This is a genomic window from Acaryochloris sp. IP29b_bin.137, assembly GCF_028285745.1.
GTDB lineage: Bacteria > Cyanobacteriota > Cyanobacteriia > Thermosynechococcales > Thermosynechococcaceae > Acaryochloris.
The window spans coordinates 1-19880 of sequence record NZ_JANQOP010000065.1 but is presented as its reverse complement, the minus strand read 5'-3'; the positions used below and the strand labels follow the sequence as shown (position 1 = coordinate 19880).

General features: G+C 49.1%; 16 protein-coding genes and 1 pseudogene. 12 read left to right on the top strand and 5 right to left on the bottom strand.

Annotation, left to right across the window (positions count from 1 at the left end):
- Positions 1–143 precede the first annotated feature (143 nt).
- Positions 144–362 (bottom strand): annotated as a pseudogene (locus Q0991_RS25070) (IS6 family transposase); the annotation flags it as partial.
- Between the two features lie 1152 nt (positions 363–1514).
- Between Q0991_RS25070 and Q0991_RS05010 the strand changes: the two are divergent.
- The 12 genes from Q0991_RS05010 to Q0991_RS04955 all read left to right on the top strand — a co-directional run bounded on the left by Q0991_RS05010 (position 1515) and on the right by Q0991_RS04955 (position 15210).
- A complete protein-coding gene (locus Q0991_RS05010; RefSeq protein WP_299486073.1) occupies positions 1515–2234 on the top strand; it encodes a WecB/TagA/CpsF family glycosyltransferase in 720 nt (239 codons plus the stop codon).
- Between the two features lie 95 nt (positions 2235–2329).
- Positions 2330–4549, top strand: coding sequence for a polysaccharide biosynthesis tyrosine autokinase (locus tag Q0991_RS05005; RefSeq protein ID WP_299486071.1), 2220 nt, complete (start codon positions 2330–2332; stop codon positions 4547–4549).
- A gap of 82 nt (positions 4550–4631) precedes the next feature.
- Positions 4632–5948: an oligosaccharide flippase family protein gene (locus Q0991_RS05000; RefSeq protein WP_299486069.1), complete on the top strand. Its 1317-nt coding sequence runs from the start codon at positions 4632–4634 to the stop codon at positions 5946–5948.
- The gene (locus Q0991_RS04995) at positions 5941–7254 is read left to right on the top strand and encodes an O-antigen ligase (protein WP_299486067.1); all 1314 of its coding nucleotides are present in this window, start codon (positions 5941–5943) and stop codon (positions 7252–7254) included. Before Q0991_RS05000 ends, Q0991_RS04995 begins: the two co-directional genes overlap by 8 nt.
- Complete coding sequence (locus tag Q0991_RS04990; RefSeq protein ID WP_299486065.1) at positions 7224–8213, top strand: glycosyltransferase; 990 nt, start codon at positions 7224–7226, stop codon at positions 8211–8213. Before Q0991_RS04995 ends, Q0991_RS04990 begins: the two co-directional genes overlap by 31 nt.
- Positions 8206–9369: a glycosyltransferase gene (locus Q0991_RS04985; RefSeq protein WP_299486064.1), complete on the top strand. Its 1164-nt coding sequence runs from the start codon at positions 8206–8208 to the stop codon at positions 9367–9369. The genes Q0991_RS04990 and Q0991_RS04985 overlap by 8 nt, the downstream gene beginning before the upstream one ends.
- Positions 9370–9386: 17 nt before the next feature.
- Positions 9387–10313 carry a glycosyltransferase gene (locus Q0991_RS04980; RefSeq protein WP_299486062.1) on the top strand — a complete coding sequence of 309 codons (927 nt, stop codon included), beginning with the start codon at positions 9387–9389 and terminating at the stop codon, positions 10311–10313.
- 37 nt (positions 10314–10350) lie between these two features.
- Positions 10351–11430 (top strand): glycosyltransferase, encoded by a 1080-nt coding sequence (locus tag Q0991_RS04975; protein WP_299486060.1) that lies wholly within the window; start codon positions 10351–10353, stop codon positions 11428–11430.
- A gap of 60 nt (positions 11431–11490) precedes the next feature.
- Complete coding sequence (locus tag Q0991_RS04970) at positions 11491–12489, top strand: glycosyltransferase (protein ID WP_299486058.1); 999 nt, start codon at positions 11491–11493, stop codon at positions 12487–12489.
- 4 nt (positions 12490–12493) lie between these two features.
- Complete coding sequence (locus Q0991_RS04965; protein ID WP_299486056.1) at positions 12494–13657, top strand: endo-1,4-beta-xylanase; 1164 nt, start codon at positions 12494–12496, stop codon at positions 13655–13657.
- 23 nt (positions 13658–13680) lie between these two features.
- Positions 13681–14466, top strand: coding sequence for a Stf0 family sulfotransferase (locus Q0991_RS04960; protein WP_299486054.1), 786 nt, complete (start codon positions 13681–13683; stop codon positions 14464–14466).
- Between the two features lie 39 nt (positions 14467–14505).
- Positions 14506–15210 (top strand): sulfotransferase family 2 domain-containing protein, encoded by a 705-nt coding sequence (locus Q0991_RS04955; RefSeq protein ID WP_299486052.1) that lies wholly within the window; start codon positions 14506–14508, stop codon positions 15208–15210.
- Between the two features lie 73 nt (positions 15211–15283).
- Here the strand turns inward: Q0991_RS04955 and Q0991_RS04950 are convergent, their stop codons facing one another.
- The 4 genes from Q0991_RS04950 to Q0991_RS04935 all read right to left on the bottom strand — a co-directional run bounded on the left by Q0991_RS04950 (position 15284) and on the right by Q0991_RS04935 (position 19813).
- Positions 15284–15619 (bottom strand): septal ring lytic transglycosylase RlpA family protein, encoded by a 336-nt coding sequence (locus Q0991_RS04950; protein ID WP_299486050.1) that lies wholly within the window; start codon positions 15617–15619, stop codon positions 15284–15286.
- Between the two features lie 86 nt (positions 15620–15705).
- Positions 15706–16140: a hypothetical protein gene (locus tag Q0991_RS04945; protein ID WP_299486048.1), complete on the bottom strand. Its 435-nt coding sequence runs from the start codon at positions 16138–16140 to the stop codon at positions 15706–15708.
- Between the two features lie 187 nt (positions 16141–16327).
- A complete protein-coding gene (locus Q0991_RS04940) occupies positions 16328–17263 on the bottom strand; it encodes a cation diffusion facilitator family transporter (RefSeq protein ID WP_299486046.1) in 936 nt (311 codons plus the stop codon).
- Positions 17264–17344: 81 nt separating this feature from the next.
- Complete coding sequence (locus tag Q0991_RS04935; RefSeq protein WP_299486045.1) at positions 17345–19813, bottom strand: ATP-dependent Clp protease ATP-binding subunit; 2469 nt, start codon at positions 19811–19813, stop codon at positions 17345–17347.
- Positions 19814–19880 lie beyond the last annotated feature (67 nt).

Genomic DNA, 19880 nt, shown 5'->3' with positions numbered 1-19880 from the left:
GGAGAGGATTTCATGGCTTGCTGAGCGTTGCTTTTGAGGCATTATCCTCCACCTCTGCCTATTCGACTACTTTGTTAACTTCTATGTGCGGTCGCCCTGTATTTCTTCCCCTTAATCTTGATAACAACTTCATCGAGATGCTACTTATCCGCAGGTTTGGGGCGATGACGACGAATATGATTGGCATAAGCTTGAGCAAATTTGCGGCACCACTTACGAATGGCTTCATAGGTAACCTCAATGCCTCGATACAACATCATTTTCTGGATATCTCGGAAGCTGAGGGGGAAGGTGTAGTACAACCAGACGCAGTAGGAGATGATCTCGGCAGGGAAACGGTGTCTTTTGTAGGAAATGCTCATCCCCTAAGCGTGGCATAGTCTTGGGTACGGTGCCATATCAGTTAAGTTGACAATGCCAAGGGCAGTAGCCATATCTCTTATGGCAGAAGGAAAAACGCTCATTAACGCCATCAATAAACTCAGAGGATAGTTCTAGATCACTTAACAACAAACTCTCAGAATTTGGGAGAGAAGTAAATTCAACTCGCCATCAATTTGTAGTTTACTTTACATTGAAATTGAAACCTTAACCGCTCTATTTTTGAATCCTATCAATCTCTTCTCATTAGAGAATATTAATTCTATTATTCTATAGAAAATAAAAGATTATTTCTGTACTGGCTCTGCTTCTTTATAGAGATGAGGTTTAGTAGTTTTATATACATACAATAATGCGCCTATGCCTTAGTATCTTTGGTGTCGAAAGGGCACCGAAAGATGCCATTACTTAAAGGCAGTTAGACTCGATAAATTGACAGGGGGGAAGAATTAACATACGCTAAGCTAAATTCAGCTTCTAGCTTTTGTGTGTAGGAATACAGTAGTCATAAATGCATCGTCACCTTGACTTTGGCTATTTAAGATTCATGCTGTTCCAGCGAGGTTTAAGCACAAAGCATATTGCTAGCTTGTCTGAAGTATTCTGAATAGCTTAGTCTCAAATATTACGTTATAGCAGATAGTTCATGCCTCTATCTCTATGCCTAGGCGTCATTACTCCTGTGCATCAGAACTTGGGGAAGTTCATCATTTCAGAGTTGGGCCTACAGAAAGTTCACGCTGTGGCTATTAGGGTATTGAAAATCGTCAGAATTCATTGCCAATTACTGAATCATAAACATTGTTCTGTTTTTGCAAGAGTCAACTTTTCCAAGATTTAATTTATTTCCAGAAAACTATTTCACAACTATTTCACAACTATTTCACAACTATTTCACAAGAATCAACTTGAATGCTTCTAGTTAATTCTTGTGACTATATCAAGCATGTCAACAAGTCATTTGTTTGATATTTGATCGCGTACTTTTTTGTTCTCTGAAAATAATTAGGATTAAAAGAGCTAGGCGTTGAACCTTAAGTGAGGAAAGAGCCATTATGGCATTTATTGATAGTTTTAGAGGTGAGCTTCCACCTGTTGTAGAAGCAAATTTGCTTAGCAGAAAATTAACCTGTATGACTGTCAAAACTCTTGTGAGTCGAGTAAATAAAGCTTGTCAGTTAGGCCAGAGAATAGTCGTTGCAAACTACAACATCAATAGTTTCAATTTGTCAGTCCAATTCCCCTGGTTCTATGATTTCTTGCAAAAATCTGAGATTACTCACTGTGATGGCCTTGGAGTTCTCTATGCGTTGAGGTTTATGGGTTATCAGCTACCGAAGGAGTATCGGGTTTCCTATTCAACTTTGATGCCAGAGTTACTCAGACATTGCCATGAGAATAATCTGTCAATGTTCCTACTTGGAGCTAAACCAGAAGCCCTCCAGGCAGCTCTGACGAACACCTATTTAAAGTATCCAGGTATTGAGTTGTCAGGGCACCATGGCTATTTCGATATCGATAGTTCCCACCAAAACAAAGCTGTTATTCATCAGATTAATCGCACGAACCCCAATATCTTAGTGGTTGGTATGGGCATGCCGAGGCAAGAGTATTGGATTCATCAATATTTAGAGCTTTTAAATGTAAATGCGATATTACTGGGCGGTGCAGTGATTGATCGTTTAGCAGGTGCGGTTGAGGATTGCCCAACATTGCTATCCAATAACGGCCTCGAGTGGCTATATCGGCTTTCGCGAGAGCCTAAACGGTTGTTAGCCCGATACCTTCTCGGAAATCCTGCGTTTGCATTGCAGGTCGCCCTCGCCAAGTATCAGTCTATTTCAATTCTCTAAGGTCATAAGGTCAAGGGTTCAGACCCCAAAACCGATGTAATCCTTACGTTTTTTGTCCACTGTCTAATCGTACACACCGGATTATCTAGTCGTTTATGAAATCAAAGACTTCCGATTTGCAGAGTTTCCTGAATGATTTGCGGAACCTTCGTTTGATCTTCTTCAGGCGCTGGCCCTTTGCAGTGCTGGCATTTACCTTGGTTACCGGACTGGTAGGGGCTTACACTTACGTGAAAGGCGTGACCTATGAGTCCAGTGGGAAAATCCTTTTGGAACGAGAGAAATCTACCGCATCGCTGGTTGAGACGGAGATTGGAGAGTTAACCGCGATCGGCGGCAATGATCCGATGGCAACTGAAGTTGAGATTGTGCGGTCCATTCCCATCGTTCAGCAGGTCGTTAATGTTATGGATTTAAGGGACGATGACGGTGTTTTATTAAAGCCGGAGAACCTGGTCAAGAAGAGACTCAAAATTGAGAAGGTTCGAGGCACAGATCTCCTCAAAATCTCCTTTACCAGCGACAGCCCAGATGAGGCTGCTGATTTTGTCAACCGGCTAATGGCTATCTACCTGCAAAATGCCATTGTGGCGGATCGACAGAAAGCCAATGAACTGAGGCAATTTGTCTCTCAGCAACTCCCTCAAATGGCATTGGCCGTCCGCCAGGCTGAGGAATCACTGCGCCGTTTTCAGGAAGCCAATAAGCTGGTTAATGCTGATACCGAAGCCAAACTCCTTACCGAAGGCTTAGATGAAATCCAGCGAAAATCCAGCGCGACCCGGATTGAACTGAATAAGGCTCAAGCCCGCTATGCAACGCTCCAGCAGCAGTCGGGTTTTACGGCCGAGCAGGCAGTGACGGTTGATGCGCTTAGCCAGTCACCTGGGGTTTCAGATGTGGCTGAGGCGCTTCAGGTTGCTGAAAAGCAGCTTCTCTTAGCCAGAAATCACTATGAGGAGTTACACCCCAAAGTACTTGATTTAAAAGAACAAGTGGCGAAACTAGGAGCGTTGCTAGATACCAGAGCAGCACAAGTTTCAGGAGTCCAGCGTTCGGTAACGGCTGTTCAAACACAGGTGAAAGGGGTACGACAAGATCTTTTGAGCGAATTAGTCAAAATCCAGGCTATCAAGGTTGAACTTGAACGCCAATCGCGATCCCTTGAGGCCGAACGCCAGCATTATGAGCAAAAGCTCCAAAATCTGCCTCGCCTGCAAAAAACGCAACGAGAGTTGCAAAGGCGTATCGAAGCGGCACAGGCAACTTACGCCACGCTACTCAAAAAGCAACAAGAAATTCAGGTCACAGCGAATCAGCAAGGTAGTAACGGCCGCATTATCGAGTATGCCAAGGCTTCTGATAAGTTCCTCTTAAAACCCATTGCGCTCAAAATCATTCTGGGGATTCTACTGGGCGGAATGGCAGCAATCGGGGTTGTCCTGCTGCTTGAGTTGCGAGACCAATCGGTCAAGACGGTTCAAGAGGCAAAAACCCTCTTCAATAGCACGCTGCTGGGGGTTATCCCCCTGGTCGAGAAAGGCGGTAGTTCTGCCTTGCTTTGCAGCAATATTGACCCCCATGATCTGCGCTCCCCCGTGAATATGCTGCCTCACTATCCTGTCGGTGAGGCCTATCGGATGTTGCAATCGAATCTTCGATTTATGCATACGGATTTGAGGCTGAAAACGCTGGTCGTCACTAGCAGCATCGCGGGCGAGGGGAAATCGACAACAGTCGCTAATCTGGCCACTTCAATGGCCCAACAGGGTCACCGGGTACTGATTATTGATGCCGATCTGCGACATCCGACCCAGCACTTAATTTGGGAGTCTTCAAATCTAGCCGGTCTAAGTGACTTGATTATCGATAGCGTTGATTTAAGGATTGCTATCAAGAAAGAGTTGGATAATTTGCATGTGTTGACGGCAGGTGCAATCCCCCCTGAACCCAGTGCCCTCCTTGACTCTGAGCGAATGAGTGCATTGGTGGAACGGTTTGCTCAAACCTATGACTATGTGCTCATTGATACGCCGCCGTTACTAGCCACCAGTGAGTCTCGCTCGCTTTGCAAAATGGCGGATGGCGTCATCCTGACCGTCCGCCCCAGAGTTCTGAGGCGTTCCAGCGCCATCGCAGCCAAGGAACTACTGGAACAGATTAATCTTGCCATTTTGGGAATCGTGGCGAATGGCGTCACCCTTAAAGATGAACCCCATAGCTATTTTCACTATGACGACAAATATTACTATCGGAGCCCCGTCTCTATGCAAGAGAAACGCCCGCAACCCAAAAAACATACACAAACTGTATGACAACTGTATTTGGGCCTCTCCCTCTTGTTGATGCCAGCTCTATGGGCTGTCTGTGCTGTGGCTGTGGGTAAGCATTTATTTCATGCGCATGACTCTTCTCAATCGCGCGGCTGGGTTAACCAGTCGTATTCGTAACCCCAATCAGCTGGCTAAGAATACGCTGTGGATGCTGATGGGGCAGGGGGTTGGCATTGTCTTGCAGGCAGTGTACTTCGTCATTATTGCGCGGGCCCTCGGTCCTGACCAGTATGGAGCCTTTGTTGGGGCAACCTCTCTGATTGCGATCTTCGCGCCGTTTGTCAGCCTCGGTAGCGGTAGCCTGATCGTTAAGAACGTTTCCAGAAACCCAGCCCTGTTCAATCAATATTGGGGAAATTCCCTCCTGATTATCGGCATGACTGGAACGGTTTTTACGGCTTTTATTTGCTTGATCTCGCCATTATTGCTACCTCGTAATATCCCGATAGCGTTGGTGTTCTTTGCTGCGATCGCAGATTTTATCTGCTTAAGGCTGCTAGAAATAGCGGGCCATGCATTTCAGGCCATTCACAAGCTGAGCAAAACAGCCCAGCTTAAAATTCTGCCGGGGATTACCCGGGTGATGGCCGCAATTTTGATGGTCAATCTCTTCCCAGAGCCCGATGCAGTGGGGTGGACCTTCCTGTACCTAATCGGGACGATCACGGCCGCTGCTGTTGCTATGTTATGGGTTCAGATTGATATCGGCTCTCCTAAACCAGCACCCGAGCGAATTCGGCCAGAGCTGTTTGAAGGGTTCTGCTACTCAACGGGTCTCTCCGCTCAGACCATTTATAACAATGTTGATAAAACGATGCTGGCTCGTCTCTCGACCCTCAGTTCCGCTGGGGTCTATGCCGCAGCCTATCGGATCATTGATGTTGCCTTTATTCCAATTCGCTCTCTATTGTCCGCTTCCTACGCCCAGTTTTTTCGACATGGGGCATCTGGAATTAACGGCTCCCTCACCTATGCAAAGCGTCTCACCCCACTGGCAGCGGCCTATGGCCTAATCGCGGGCATCGTTTTGATTCTGCTGTCTCCCCTTCTCCCCTTGGTCTTTGGCAGCAACTATGCGGAGTCTGCTCAAGTGCTCTGCTGGTTAGCCCCCCTTCCCTTCTTCAAATCCATGCACTATTTCGCCGCCAATGCCCTGTCTGGGGCTGGGTTGCAAAGCCTACGGAGTACAGTTCAGGTTTTTATTGCCATATTTAACTTCTGCGGCAATCTGATTTTAATTCCCCTGTATTCATGGCAAGGGGCGATCGCCTCCAGCCTGGTCTCCGATGGACTCCTGATGGTGATACTGTGGGCGATCGCAATTTTTTACAGTCAGCGCCAGCGAGTCCTGAACATCGGGGAGGAAGGGGCGAATGGATAAAAGACAGGCCCACAGAACCGATCGATACTTTTCCTTCTTCGAAAAATCCTTCTCTGTATTTGCGCTGGTCTTCTATTCAAGCTCAGTGTTCTTCCTGACCAAATTTGACTATGAGGTTGCTACAACTATCGAAAAGCTTATGTACCATGCCGTCACTCTCTTGACGGTACTGCTGCTGTCGATCCATTGGAGAAAAATTGTTCCAGCCCTCAAAAGACTCTGGCCCGTATTGGTTGTGATTAGCTTCGTCGTGACTTCGATTGTTTGGTCAGATGCGCCCGGTCTTTCGACACAGCAGTGTTTACCCCTTATTCGCTGTACACTTCTGGGGCTTTATCTTGGCATCCGATTCAACTTCAGAGAGTATCTCTCTCTTCTGTCCATAGCATTTATCATCAGTGGTCTCCTCAGCCTAATTTTTGCTCTAGTGCTGCCTCAATATGGCGTAATGGGTAGGGGCTTTATCTTGAGCGGAGAAGATATCAAGCATGCTGGTTCGTGGCGGGGAATTTACAGCCACAAAAACTATTTGGGTCGAAGTATGGTCTTAGGGGCACTTTGCCTCTACTTCACCCCAGTCAGACAAAAACTGTATCTGTTCAAGTATCTCTGTCTAAGCATACTCGCACTCACCTTATTATTTTCTGACTCCAAAACAGCGTTGGTGATCTTGATAACGATGTTCTTGTTGATTCCCTTATTCCGAGCAATGAGGCTCGAATACAGTTGGATGATCACGATTCTGTGCATTTCTGTCTTTTGTGCTGGCAGTGGCGCTACCATTTTCTTCGATAACTTTGATCAAATTCTAAGTAGTCTTGGCAAAGATTCTACCCTGTCGGGTCGCACCGAACTCTGGCATGAGATTCTCCTATCCGTTCGCGATCGCCCCCTTTTCGGACATGGTTACGGAGCTTTCTGGACAGAGGGTGGAGGAGCTGAGATGGTCTGGCAGGAATTTGGTTGGCAAGCGCCTCATGCTCATAATGGAACGCTAGATTTACTCTTAGATCTTGGAATTGTCGGAACAGTCATATTTTTACTGTTCTACTTGCGGGTCTTCTGTCAGTCTCTGCTGCTGTTAAGACAGACAAAATCGTTCTCAACTATCTTTCCCATTGCCTTTCTAGTGATGTTGTTTATGGTCAATCTCACAGAAAGCTCAACGGTGGTTCGCCCTCAGTTCGCATGGACGGTCTTTGTCGGGGTTTCTCTCCTAGTACAGAAAGGACTGAGAAGCGCAGAGACGGTTGAGAACATCGATCAGGACCTGAAGTGCCATCAGCCAGAAAAGATATTCGTTTAGTTCCCGGGAAACAGACCTATTTAGCCATGAAAGACATGAAAGCTAGCATTATTATCAACAACTATAACTATGACGCTTACTTGGCGAGCTGCATTAAGAGTGCCATTCATCAGACCTACTCTACTGTTGAAGTTGTTGTCGTTGATGATGGTTCATCAGATAACTCACGGGACACCATAGAGCGCTTTGGGCATCAAGTTCAGGGGGTGTTTAAAGATAACTCCGGGCAGGCTTCAGCACTCAACGCAGGTTTCACCGCCTGTACCGGCGACATTGTTTGTTTCCTAGATGCTGATGATCTGTTTCAAAAAGATAAGGTGTCCCAAATCGTTCAGTGCTTTCGTCAATTTCCAGAAATTGACTGGTGTTTTCATCCCCTAGCCTATATCGATCCTGAGGGCCGTCCGCATCCCTACCAAAACCAGCGCATCTCCTCCGCAATTTGGGACTTGCGAGCTCAGATTGTGACGGCTCAGTCTCTGCCCTACATCCCAACCGCCACTTCAGGCATGTGCTTTTCTCGGCGTTTGCTGGAACAGATGTTGCCGATGCCCGACGAACTTAAAATTACCAGTGATAACTACTTGAAGTTTGCTGCCCTTGCCCTAAGCAAAGGATATTTCGAGTCCACCCCCCTCGCCTGTCAGCGTCTGCATGAATCCAACGCCTATACCAACAGAGCGGATCAGGCAGAGCTGAAAGCGACTGTATCTGTTTCAGTGGCCTGGGCCCTTCGCTCCCGATTTCCGAGTCTCGAGAAATTTGCAGATGGTCTCTTTATTCGAGGGCTAGGAATCTATGCAAGAACGGGCATCTCTAGCCCTCAGGCTTGGCTTGAGATTCAGCGCTATTTCAAGGGAATGAGGCCTTTGAGACGCATCAACGTTTTGCTGCGAACGATCTCCTGCACCCTCAAGAATCCAGAGAACGTCAAGTGGAGGAGGATCACATATGGATAGTCATCCAAACATTCTCGTCTACAGAAATACCCTGCTCAACTTATCTGAGACTTTCATCAAGTCTCAGATGGAGGCGCTGAGGCAGTTTACTCCCTACTACGTCGGCCTTAGGGCCAAGAATGATATCCCGCTGGCGACCGAGCGCACGTTCGTCCTTAGTCAGGGAGGGCTGTGCGGCAAAATTAAGGAGCGCAACGCCGCACGGCACGGTTTTCCCTCTAACTTTGTGCGTCAGATAGGCCAGGTTCAACCAACGCTGATTCATTCCCACTTTGGCCAGGATGGGACGATTGCTCTCCCCCTGGCAAGGCGGCTCAACCTACCGCTGATCGTGACTTTTCACGGCTTCGACATTACAACCCATGATGAGTCTGCAGAGTCTAACTTTATCCAGAAAATTTATTTTCAGCGTCGCGAAACCCTCACCCGGAGCGCCAGTCTCTTTATCGCCGTCTCAGAGTTTATCCACCGAGAACTGATAGCCAAAGGGTTCCCTGAAGAAAAACTGACGGTTCATCACATCGGCGTTGATGTGGACTACTTCACCTTCAAACCGCTGATGGGGAGAGAGAATATCGTTTTATTCGTGGGACGACTGGTTGAGAAGAAGGGATGTGAATACCTCATTGACGCAGTGAGTCATCTTCAGGCCCATTTCCCAGGGCTGGAGCTAGTGGTCATCGGAGACGGTCCCTTACGGCCCCAGTTAGTGAAACGAGCCGCCTCAAAGGTGAGCCATTACGCCTTTCTTGGAGCACAACCTCATCACACCGTTAAAGCTTGGATGCAGAAAGCTAAGGTGTTTTGCGTGCCCAGTTTGACAGCATCGTCAGGAGACACTGAAGGATTTGGACTGGTATTTACGGAGGCCCAGGCGGTGGGCCTTCCTGTCGTCAGTTTCGCTAGTGGCGGTGTGCCGGAAGCCGTGGCTCATGCCGAGACGGGGCTTCTCGCCCCTGAAGGCAATGTCAAAGAACTGACAGCCCACCTGATCCGGCTGCTGTCCGATGTAGACCTATGGCAGTCCTTTAGCCATCAAGGCCGAGCGCGCGTTTGCAAATTGTTTGATCTCAAGCGGCAATCAGAACGTCTGGAGCAAATCTATAAGAGTCAAGCCCTCGACCGGTTTAACCAAACATTTTGTGTCACTGTCTAGCTATCGTTCTCACCCCTATGAAAGTCTCAATCTGCATTATTACCTTTCTTCGGCCTGATGGCTTGAAACGTCTACTTATAGGCATTGCCAACCAGAAGTTTAAGCAGATCCCAATGCCCAACCTAGAGGTCATTGTTGTTGATAATGATGTTAAGCAGTCTGCCCAACCGATTATCCAACAGATGGGCGGTCATTTCCCCTGCTGTCTCCGCTACGACGTGGAAGAACAACGAGGGATACCGTTTGCCCGCAATCGATCAGTAGCCAATGCCAGTGACGATACCGACTTTATTGCGTTCATTGATGACGATGAAGTCCCAGATGCGATGTGGTTAGAACGGCTCCTGCTGGCCCAGCAAAGCTATCAAGCAGATGCCGTGGTGGGTCCGGTTTTGCCTAAATTTAGCCATCGGGTGCATGACTGGATTCAGAACGGCAAGTTTTTTGAGCGCCCGCGTCATCCATCTGGTTTTGAGCTGTCTGCGGCTGCGACCAACAATACCTTGGTAAAAGCAGAGATTCTTAGGCGGCTCGACTTTGTCTTCGATGAGCGGATGGCACTGACGGGTGGGTCTGACTGGCACCTATTTCGACGTCTATATGGCTTAGGCCACAAACTGGTCTGGGCGGATGATGCCCTGGTGTATGAGTGGATCCCTGAAAGTCGAACCAACCTGCGATGGATTTTACAGCGGGGCTATCGATGCGGCAATACGGAGGCGCTGTGTGAGATGAACCTCAACCCTTCGGTAGCCGTACTTTTGATGTTTATTTTCAAAGGGGGTCGTCGGATTGTGCGCGGATTGTTGCTGGTACCGCTGTCCTACGTAAGGGGTAAGCACATTTTTTTCAAAAACCTGAAATATATTTCCCACAGCTTTGGCATCATTTCTGGTGTTTTAGGAACGTCCTACGAAGAGTACCAAGTTATCCATCGAACTTAGCGTTTTTGAATATGAGTCCGTTTTTTGGGATATCCCTGTGAAAATTGGTTTCTTACATAAGGTGAATACGACGCCCCCCCAAAGGGGTGGCTCGGTGCATACCTACCAGTTGTCCCACTACTTGGCGCGCCAAGGTCATCAGCTATTGGCCCTAGACAACGAACAGGGCTCGCAGTTTTCAGATTGTTTCTCTCGCTCTCTCTCAGGACTGAGGGCACTGATAAGTCAATCTGATTTGCTCTATCTCCGAATTGATGGCCGAGTGGGGTGGGAGGTGGCATCGCTGGTGCCCGGTCTCGTCAAACCGGGGCAACCCATTATTTGGGAAGTCAACTCCACCCTAGATGAGCTAAAGGTATTGCCTAATCCGATGCGGTGGCGCGATCGCATAGGTCTTTTCCTGCGTGCCTTCGCAGCTCGCAGCGCCAAGGCAGCCCTCTGTGTGTCTGCTCCCTTGGTCGAGTACGCTCAAGACATCGGCATCCAGAGCGCAGAGCTAGTGCCCAATGGTTCTGACCCTGAGATGTTTACGCCAGCCCTGTCGGACCCGACCCTCTTTCCGGGACTGGAGAACAAGTTTCGGGTCCTGTGGGCTGGATCGACAAACTATGTTTGGCATGACTTTGACTTAGTGCTCAACTGTGCCCGCCGCTTAGAAGAGACAGATATTTGCTTTATCGTGCTGGGGGCTCCCCCCCGGCAGCTTTCGGGGGCAATACCGACTAACCTCCATTTCGTGCCCCCTGTCCCCTACCTAGAGGTCCCCAAATACTTCGCTTCTGCCCATGTGGGCTTGAGCCTGTACCGCACGATTGACTGGACCAAGTACGGCTTTTTCTTTTCACCGCTCAAGCTATTTGACTATGCCGCCTCCGGTTTGCCGGTGGTTTACACCAATTTACCTGAATTGGATCGTGTGGCCGCCCCGTTCGGCCGCAAAGTTGACGTGGGGGATGTGCAGGGCTTAGCCCATACCTTGAGAGATCTGCAAAGGGATCGATCGTTGTACGAATGGCTATCCGATCAGGCACGGCGGTCGGTTCTTGACTACTACAACTGGAACCGAGTGGGTCAACAAACGGAGCAGTTGATCCAAACCCTGATCGCTGCGACCTGATCGGATCACTGTTTAGCAGAGAAATTGTCCTCTTAAGCCCCTTTTGAATAGATCTAAGCAATGGACAAACCGACTGTCACTGTTATTATCCCGGCCTACAATATCGATGCGTACATCGAGGATGCCCTTACGTCACTTCAGCAGCAAAGTCTAGAGAATTTTGAGGCTCTGATTGTCGATGATGGCTCCACAGACAACACCGCAGACATCATCAGGGAATTTTGCCAAGGGGATGCTCGCTTTCAACTCCTGCAGAAGGAGAATGGCGGATTGTCCTCGGCCCGAAATCTCGGTATTCTGGCTGCTCAGTCCGACTATATCGCTCTCCTGGATGGCGACGATCGCTACGAACCTGATAAACTGGCATCCCACGCTCGCATCCTGGCGCAACAGCCACAGGTTGGCGTTGTTTACAGCGCATCCCAAGTGATCCGAGATGATGGCCGTCCCACCTGGATGCGTCTGAGCGGTAAGCCCATTGTCCCAGACCCCTTAGAGGCACTGCTGTATAAAAACTTTGTGGGCCATGGCTCCAATGCGCTGTTTCGGCGTTGCTTAGTGTACGAAATCGGTCTGTTTGATGAAAGTCTCAAAAGTACGGAAGATCTTGATTTTTGGCTGCGGATTGCGGGGTTAGAGTCCTGGCAGTTCCACCGAGTTTCTACCCCCCTTGCGTGCTACCGAGTCCGACCGACCGGGCTGTCATTTAATGTCAGCTGCATGCTGGCATGTAATGAACGTGTCCTTAGGGCGGCGTACCAACGAAATCCAGACAAGGTGGGTCCACTGCTGCCTAGAGCGAAGGCCTATCTCTATCGCTATCTGGCCAGGTTGGCCCTGACCAGCAACGCCCCTACTGAAGCACGGCATTACCTTAATATCAGTTTGGCGGAAGATGCCTCAATCTTTTGGCGCGATTGGCGATCGCTGACCACGCTGGTGGCCGTCTTCTGCTATCCCCTTGCTCACCTCTTTTTGCAGCGCTCCCTTGGCTCGGCATCCTCTAACCCCGCCTCTGCAATGGGTAAGAGCCCAACCCAGATCAAGCGAGCAGGATAATGCCATGAAGCGAAGAGAGTTGGTGCTAGGGTTAGGTGCAGTGACCGGAGCCGGAGTTGTGATCGGAGTTGAGGGTTGGCGTTCTCCCCAGTCGCCTCGTCAGCAGTCCTTAGCCCTTCCACTGCCCAGCCGAGACGCCCCACCGCTGAGGAAACTGGCAGCTCAGAAAAATCTTCTCTATGGTGCAGCCACCCAGAAGCGATTTCTCGCCTCAGATCCCATTTTTGCTAAACATTTCAAACAAGAATGCGGGTTACTAACGCCGGAGGTGGAACTCAAGTGGAAGCGTCTGCGACCGACACCCAATGATTTTAATTTTAAGGATGGGGACTGGCTGGCTGACTTTGCGGTTCAATATCAGATGGCCTTTCGTGGCCACACATTAGTTTGGCACAAAGGCTTTCCTCCCTGGTTTGAGGGCCATGTTAATGCCCTCAACGCTCGCGATCACTTGCTGCATCATATCGAAACGGTCGTGGGTCACTACGCAGGTCGAGTTCACTCCTGGGACGTGGTTAACGAGGTTGTTTTCCCAATCCATAATCGTCGAGATGGGTTGCGGGAGAACCCTTGGCTCCAAATGCTGGGACCCGATTATATTGAGATGGCCTTCCGGGCAGCAGCGGCAGCCGACCCAGATGCCCTGATGGTATACAACGAAGTGGCCTTGGACTTTGATGAAAACGACAAGAAGCGAGCAGCGACCTTAGCACTTCTGCAGCGGCTCAAAGCGAAAAATGTTCCGATTCATGCCCTGGGGATGCAGGGGCATCTGCGTGGGAAGACCCAAATCAATCCCAACAAATTAAAAGCGTTTTTACGAGAGGTGTCCGCCCTGGGCCTCAAAATTTTGATTACGGAGTTGGATGTCACTGACAGAGCTTTTCCTCGGGCCATTGAGCAGCGGGATCGTCAGGTAGCCAAGATCTATGCTGAGTATTTATCAGTTGTGCTACAGGAACCAGCAGTCATCGCATTGATCACCTGGGGACTGAGCGATCGCTATATCTGGCTCAAGAACGAACAGAGAGTAGATGGTGCCCCACCTCGACCGCTCCTACTGGATGAGCAGATGAATCGCAAGCTAGCATGGTCCGCCATCGCCAACAACCTCAAGGCTACATCCAAACGTTCGTCCCCCTCGCTTACCCACAACTCACTGCCCTAAAGCGATATCGATAGGAGCCACAAATGTTTCAAACCCTCTCTAAAGCGGTTCATGACCCCAGCAAAGCGCTGAGCATCCTCACCTATCAGCTTTCCAAGCCCTTTGGTCATTACGAATACCAAAAATTTATGGTTCTAACCCGCTCCCGAACGGGGTCGAACCTGCTGATTTCTCTACTTAACTCCCATCCCTTGATTCATGCTGAGTATGAAGCGTTTGCAAAATTGAGAGGCGAAACCGTTGAACAGAGATTTGGCGCAGTTTATTCAAAACAGCCTTCGACCATCAAGGCTGTTGGGTTCAAATTATTCTACTACCATCCCCTTGATGATAAGCACCAATTCGAGGCGCTTTGGAATCGGATCATCCAGGACAAAGCAATTCGGATCATCCATTTGAAGCGTAAAAATAAATTACGCATGATTGTGTCAAGAACGATTGCAGAACAACAAGAAATTTGGAGCCAAAAGGAAACGCCCTCACCGCAGGCCCCTCTCGTTAAATCAAAACCGATCATGCTATCTACAGTGGCCTTGGAAAAGGAGTTTTTGGCATCAACAGATCCTGAGATCCAGTTTGCCAATCGCTTGAGGGGGCATCCTATTCTAGATATTTACTACGAAGATATTGTTGAGAATATGGATACCGCCACAGGCCAGATTTTTGATTTTCTGGGCTTGCCCCCTTGCCAGCCTCAAACTTCCTTTCGGAAACAAAATATAGAGCCCCTTTCAAAGCTTGTCTCAAACTACGCTAGCCTCAAACAGTATTTTGCAGGCAGCCAGTGGGAGTCGTTCTTTGAAAGCTAAGGGGTTAATCCTTTATTGACGTCAAGCCGTTACTACTCCATGATTCATCCCCAAGATGCCCGTATCTTCGTCGAGTATCCAGTCCTCGTTCCAGGCCACAAAATTGCCTACTGGCCTGTACCAAAGAATGCCTGTACCTCTCTTAAATATGCATTTTATGCGCTGAGGACAGGGATGGAATTTATCCCCCTAAAGGTGGGATGCCGATACATCTATCACATTCATCGAATTTTCCCATCTCGACCGTTTAAAGCGATTCCGCTCGCTTCAGACTGGGTTAAGCTTGCGATCGTCAGAGATCCGCTGGAACGATTGGTATCGTCTTACTGCAATCGAGTCCTATACCATTCCGATCTGGCACGCCATCAACTTCAACTCCAAGCCAAGAATCTAAAGCGATGTCCGAGCTTCCCAGAATTTGTTGAAAATCTAGATATGTATCGGGCGATCTCAAAAAGTATTCGGTATCACACTAATCCTCAGGTTGAGTTTCTTGGCCACGATCCGTCCTACTTTGATGTGCTGATTAGCGTAAAAGAGTTGAAGGATTTACCCAATCGCATTGGGCTTCCAGCGCTCAGACTGCCGAAGAAGCAAGATGGCGGACGAGAGTACAAAGCTGTTGCCACTAGTAGTATCGACTCAGAACTGAGAGCCAAGATCCTTAACGACTTTAGAGAAGATTACGAGGTATTTGGTGAATTCTTCCAAAGCAGCCCTGTATCAACGGCCAGGGGTGAGTAGCCAAAGTTAGAGTGACCTTTTCCTGAAAACGTATCTCAAAAGGGTCTTAACCCGGGTTTGAGGGCTTTACCCACTAACGCAGAACTTGGATAGAGACTGGAGCTACACCGCTTTGGAGAAGTCCAATTTGTTGGGCAGCAGCTTTGCTTAGGTCAATACCGCAACTACATCGGTCGTTAATACGCACATTGACTGAAGCGCCGTTATTCAGATTGGTAACTTGAACCCAAGTGCCAAACGGTAGGTTGGGGTGAGCTGCAGTGTTACTCCAGGTATCAAAAATTTCGCCAGATGCCGTTTGCCGACCCTGGTAGTAGTCGCTATAGTAAGTTGCAGTTTGAGCCAGGGCAGCAGGCTGAACAAACACAGATGCTGCAAGGGTTAAGGGAACAATGAACTTGTTGAGCATATTGATTGACTCGTTGCCTGGAGCTTTTCGCCAACAACCCTAACAAATTATTACGAAATATGTCAAATCCTCCCAATAAGCAACATTTACAACAGCACTCCCATTCGTCGGAGTCGCGTTAGCCGGGTCGAAATCGCCCCCCCGTGTAGGGGCGCGCCTTGTTTAGTGTGAAGTAAGCAACAGTTAGAGCTGATGGAGAGGGATCTGATCTCCAATTCACAGGCAAGCGGCGGATGATCAGAAGACAGGAGGATGGATGGTGCGAGATTCACCTGTTCAGTTGAAATCAGCTTTCCGATCCAGTTGTTGGCCTTCTGTTGAGGAACAGGGAGCTGAATCTGATCTGACCACCCCTGCCAGAAGGGTTTGATTTTCAATGAGAAAGATCGGTTCTTTCTGGCTGGCTGAGGTTGAATCTCTTGCAGCGTGTTGGCTGCACTGAGGGCGAGCAGTAAGCCTAACCACCCTAAACTTAGACCTAAACATAGCCAGACCATCATCATTGCCAGGTTAAGATGCATATGCTCAACTCCTAGGAATTCAGACTTTGCAGATTACTGTACACCACCTGACTCAATAGGCTGAATTCTTGTGTCTAAAGGTTGCAAAACGTGAAGCACAAAGGCGTTGATAATCGCTAAAGCCCTAGGCATGGCAATTCCTGGCAGCTTATATTATTTTTTGAGCGTCAAGTGCAGGTCTTCAATGTTAGGACTTTGTCTGCATTTCAATACAGACGTTAGAGACGTAGGGAATCTCTGTTTGGAGATGATGGCGAAGCTGGTCTGAGATCGCATTCCCCTTCCCCACGGATACCTCTGGATCCACGACTAAACAGACTTGGACATAAAGCTGGTGCCCCATCCACCGGGCTTTTAAGTTTGTATAGTGATAGCCTTCCAAAGCTTGCTGCAACTCATCCGTAGTCTCCGGTTCAACGCCATCTAGTAACCGGGTTAAAACCGTCTGTCCAGGCTCCCAAACAATATGCAGCAGAGCAAAGGTAATCCCTAATCCGACGACTGGATCAGCCCAAGGATAGCCTAACCATAATCCTAAGGCGCTTAAGACCACTGCTAAGCTGACCAGGCCATCGACTCGGGCATGGTAACCGTCGGCGACTAAGGCTGCACTGCCAATTTCGTTACCGACTCGAATTCTGAACAGGGCAACAGCTTCATTGCCAATAAAGCCGATACCGGCTGCGATCGCAACGGCTCCTAAATGCTCTAAAACTTGAGGATGAATAAATCGCTGAATGGATTCATAGCCCGTAGCCACGGCGCTAGCCGCAATAATCAGAACAATCATCACCCCAGCGACATCTTCAACCCGACCATAGCCGTACTGAAATCGACGATTTGGGGATAGTCTTCCCAACCAAAAGGCAATGCCCAGCGGTAAGGCGCTAATAATATCGCCGACATTGTGGAGTAAATCAGCGAGGAGGGCCACACTACCGGACAGATAGACTGCTCCCAACTGGAGTAAGACCGTAATCAGCAGTCCCGCCGTCGACCATTTAACCGCCCACAGGCCTCGCTCGGAACTGGCCACACTTGGATCGATCACGCCATGACTATGATTACAAGCATCATGATCATGGCGGTGGGAGTGGCTATGGACTGTTGTTTCTGCAGTCATAGATTGTTTTAACCCTTATTAGCTACAAGAAAGAGAAACCCTTTCGGATTTCCCTTTTCCAGCATTAGCAGGCAAAATCGATTACTCTGCGGCTTGAGGCAGCAGTTCCCGTTTTTCAGCCGAGGCAATTTTAACTTGCTGATCCTCATCGACATCAACAATGGCTGTGTCGCCTTCCTTCACCCGACCGGAGAGAATCTCTTCAGCCAAGGTGTCTTCGAGCAGACGCATAATCGCTCGACGTAAGGGACGAGCCCCATAACTGGGATTGTAGCCCTCTTCCACCAATCGCTCCTTAAAGCGATCAGTGATATTCAAGGTGATGCTTTTCTCTTCCAAACGACTGAAGACTTCCTTCAGTAATAGCTCGGAAATTTCCTTCACTTCATCCTTAGTGAGCTGACGGAAGACGATGATTTCGTCGAGTCGATTTAAGAATTCCGGTCGGAAATAGCCCTTCAGTTCTTCATTGACCAAGGAGCGAATGCGATTGTATTGAGAATCGGCTTCGTCCTCAGCAAATTCAAAGCCGAGGCCACCGCCACCCTTCTCAATCACCTTCGACCCGATATTAGAGGTCATGATCAACAGGGTGTTCTTGAAGTCCACCGTTCGCCCTTTGGCGTCGGTCAACCGCCCATCTTCCAAAATTTGCAGCAGCATATTGAAGACGTCCGGGTGGGCCTTTTCGATTTCGTCGAAGAGCACCACGGTGTAGGGACGGCGTCGAACCGCCTCAGTGAGCTGTCCACCTTCGTTATAGCCCACGTAACCAGGAGGTGAGCCAATTAACTTGGAAACCGTATGCCGCTCCATATACTCGGACATATCCAAGCGAATCATGGCTTCTTCGGACCCAAAGAAGTAGGTGGCCAGAGCCTTGGTCAGCTCAGTCTTACCAACTCCAGTTGGACCAGAGAAAATAAAGCTCGCAATCGGACGGTTGGGATTCTTTAGACCTACGCGAGCCCGGCGAATCGCTCGGGAAATGGCGCGGACGGCTTCATCCTGACCAATTAAGCGCTGGTGCAGGGTATCTTCCATATGCAGCAGCTTCTCAGACTCAGATTCTGTGAGCTTACTGACGGGAACCCCAGTCCAGGAAGCGACGATATGGGCAATATCTTCTTCCGTGACTTTGGGGGAATCGTCCTTGTTCTCCTCGCTCGACTTTTTGTTCTGAGCGATGGCTTTGATTTCGGACTTGATTTCCATCTCGCGATCGCGCAGCTCACCCGCTTTGTCAAAGTCCTGGGAGCGAACGGCATCGTCTTTATCTTTGAGGACTTTGCGCAGTTCCTTATCCAATTCTTTGGCCGCTGGGGGAAGTTGAGAGTTAATTAACCGAACTCTAGATCCAGCTTCATCAATCAGGTCAATGGCCTTGTCAGGTAGATAGCGATCGGAAATATAGCGATCGGATAGCTTGGCTGCCGCTTCTAAGGACTCATCTAAGATGTCGAGTTTATGGTGCTGCTCATAGCGCTCGCGCAGGCCATAGAGAATCTCGATGGTCTCTTCCACAGAAGGCTCACCCACCATCACCGGCTGGAAACGACGTTCTAGGGCTGCATCCCGCTCAATATGCTTACGGTACTCATCTAAGGTGGTAGCGCCGATGCACTGCAGTTCACCCCGAGCCAAGGCAGGCTTGAGGATATTGGCGGCATCAATGGCCCCTTCGGCAGCTCCTGCGCCGATCAGGGTATGAACTTCGTCAATTACCAAAATCACGTTAGAGGCTTGACGGATCTCATCCATGATTTTCTTGAGGCGTTCTTCGAACTCCCCTCGATATTTGGTACCGGCAACCAGCAGGCCAATATCCAAGGTAACCACACGCTTTTCTTCCAGGATATCGGGAATATCCCCGTTGGCAATCCGCTGCGCAAGACCTTCTGCGATCGCAGTTTTACCCACACCCGGCTCACCAATCAACACAGGATTATTCTTGGTCCGACGACCGAGGATCTGAATCACCCGTTCAATTTCTTCTTGACGGCCGACCACCGGATCCAGCTTACCTTCGGAAGCAAGGTTGGTCAGATTCGCGCCAAACTCATCCAGCGTTGGCGTTTTGGTGCGCCCTTGGCCACCGCCAGCAGAGACTTCCGCCGTTTCACCCAACATACGAATGACTTGTGTGCGGACCTTAGCCAGATCAACCCCAAGATTTTCTAGGACACGGGCGGCGACCCCTTCACCCTCGCGGATGAGTCCTAAAAGCAGGTGCTCTGTGCCAATGTAGTTGTGACCCAGTTGACGGGCCTCTTCCAAGGACAACTCGAGAACGCGCTTAGCCCTGGGGGTGAAGGGAATCTCTACCGCAACAAACCCAGAACCGCGACCGATAATTTTTTCTACTTCAACGCGAGCATCTTTAAGGTTAACCCCCATGGATTTCAAAACTTTGGCGGCAACGCCAGTTCCTTCTCCAATGAGGCCTAAAAGAATTTGCTCTGTGCCGACAAAATTGTGCCCCAAGCGGCGGGCTTCCTCTTGAGCCAGCATGATGACCTTAATGGCTTTTTCTGTAAAGCGTTCAAACATGGCGTTTTCCCACAACCTGCTGCTTGCTGGTAAACCCAATTTTAGCACGAGAAATCGGCTGAATTGG

Bases quoted from the DNA above. Each gene is read 5' to 3' on its own strand.
- Q0991_RS05010 (WP_299486073.1), top strand. From the start codon at position 1,515: ATGACTGTCAAAACTCTTGTGAGTCGAGTAAATAAAGCTTGTCAGTTA.
- Q0991_RS05005 (WP_299486071.1), top strand. From the start codon at position 2,330: ATGAAATCAAAGACTTCCGATTTGCAGAGTTTCCTGAATGATTTGCGG.
- Q0991_RS04935 (WP_299486045.1), bottom strand. From the start codon at position 19,813: ATGTTTGAACGCTTTACAGAAAAAGCCATTAAGGTCATCATGCTGGCT.
- Q0991_RS04995 (WP_299486067.1), top strand. From the start codon at position 5,941: ATGGATAAAAGACAGGCCCACAGAACCGATCGATACTTTTCCTTCTTC.
- Q0991_RS04945 (WP_299486048.1), bottom strand. From the start codon at position 16,140: ATGCATCTTAACCTGGCAATGATGATGGTCTGGCTATGTTTAGGTCTA.
- Q0991_RS04960 (WP_299486054.1), top strand. From the start codon at position 13,681: ATGTTTCAAACCCTCTCTAAAGCGGTTCATGACCCCAGCAAAGCGCTG.
- Q0991_RS04950 (WP_299486050.1), bottom strand. From the start codon at position 15,619: ATGCTCAACAAGTTCATTGTTCCCTTAACCCTTGCAGCATCTGTGTTT.
- Q0991_RS04940 (WP_299486046.1), bottom strand. From the start codon at position 17,263: ATGACTGCAGAAACAACAGTCCATAGCCACTCCCACCGCCATGATCAT.
- Q0991_RS04980 (WP_299486062.1), top strand. From the start codon at position 9,387: ATGAAAGTCTCAATCTGCATTATTACCTTTCTTCGGCCTGATGGCTTG.
- Q0991_RS04970 (WP_299486058.1), top strand. From the start codon at position 11,491: ATGGACAAACCGACTGTCACTGTTATTATCCCGGCCTACAATATCGAT.
- Q0991_RS04985 (WP_299486064.1), top strand. From the start codon at position 8,206: ATGGATAGTCATCCAAACATTCTCGTCTACAGAAATACCCTGCTCAAC.
- Q0991_RS05000 (WP_299486069.1), top strand. From the start codon at position 4,632: ATGCGCATGACTCTTCTCAATCGCGCGGCTGGGTTAACCAGTCGTATT.
- Q0991_RS04955 (WP_299486052.1), top strand. From the start codon at position 14,506: ATGATTCATCCCCAAGATGCCCGTATCTTCGTCGAGTATCCAGTCCTC.
- Q0991_RS04965 (WP_299486056.1), top strand. From the start codon at position 12,494: ATGAAGCGAAGAGAGTTGGTGCTAGGGTTAGGTGCAGTGACCGGAGCC.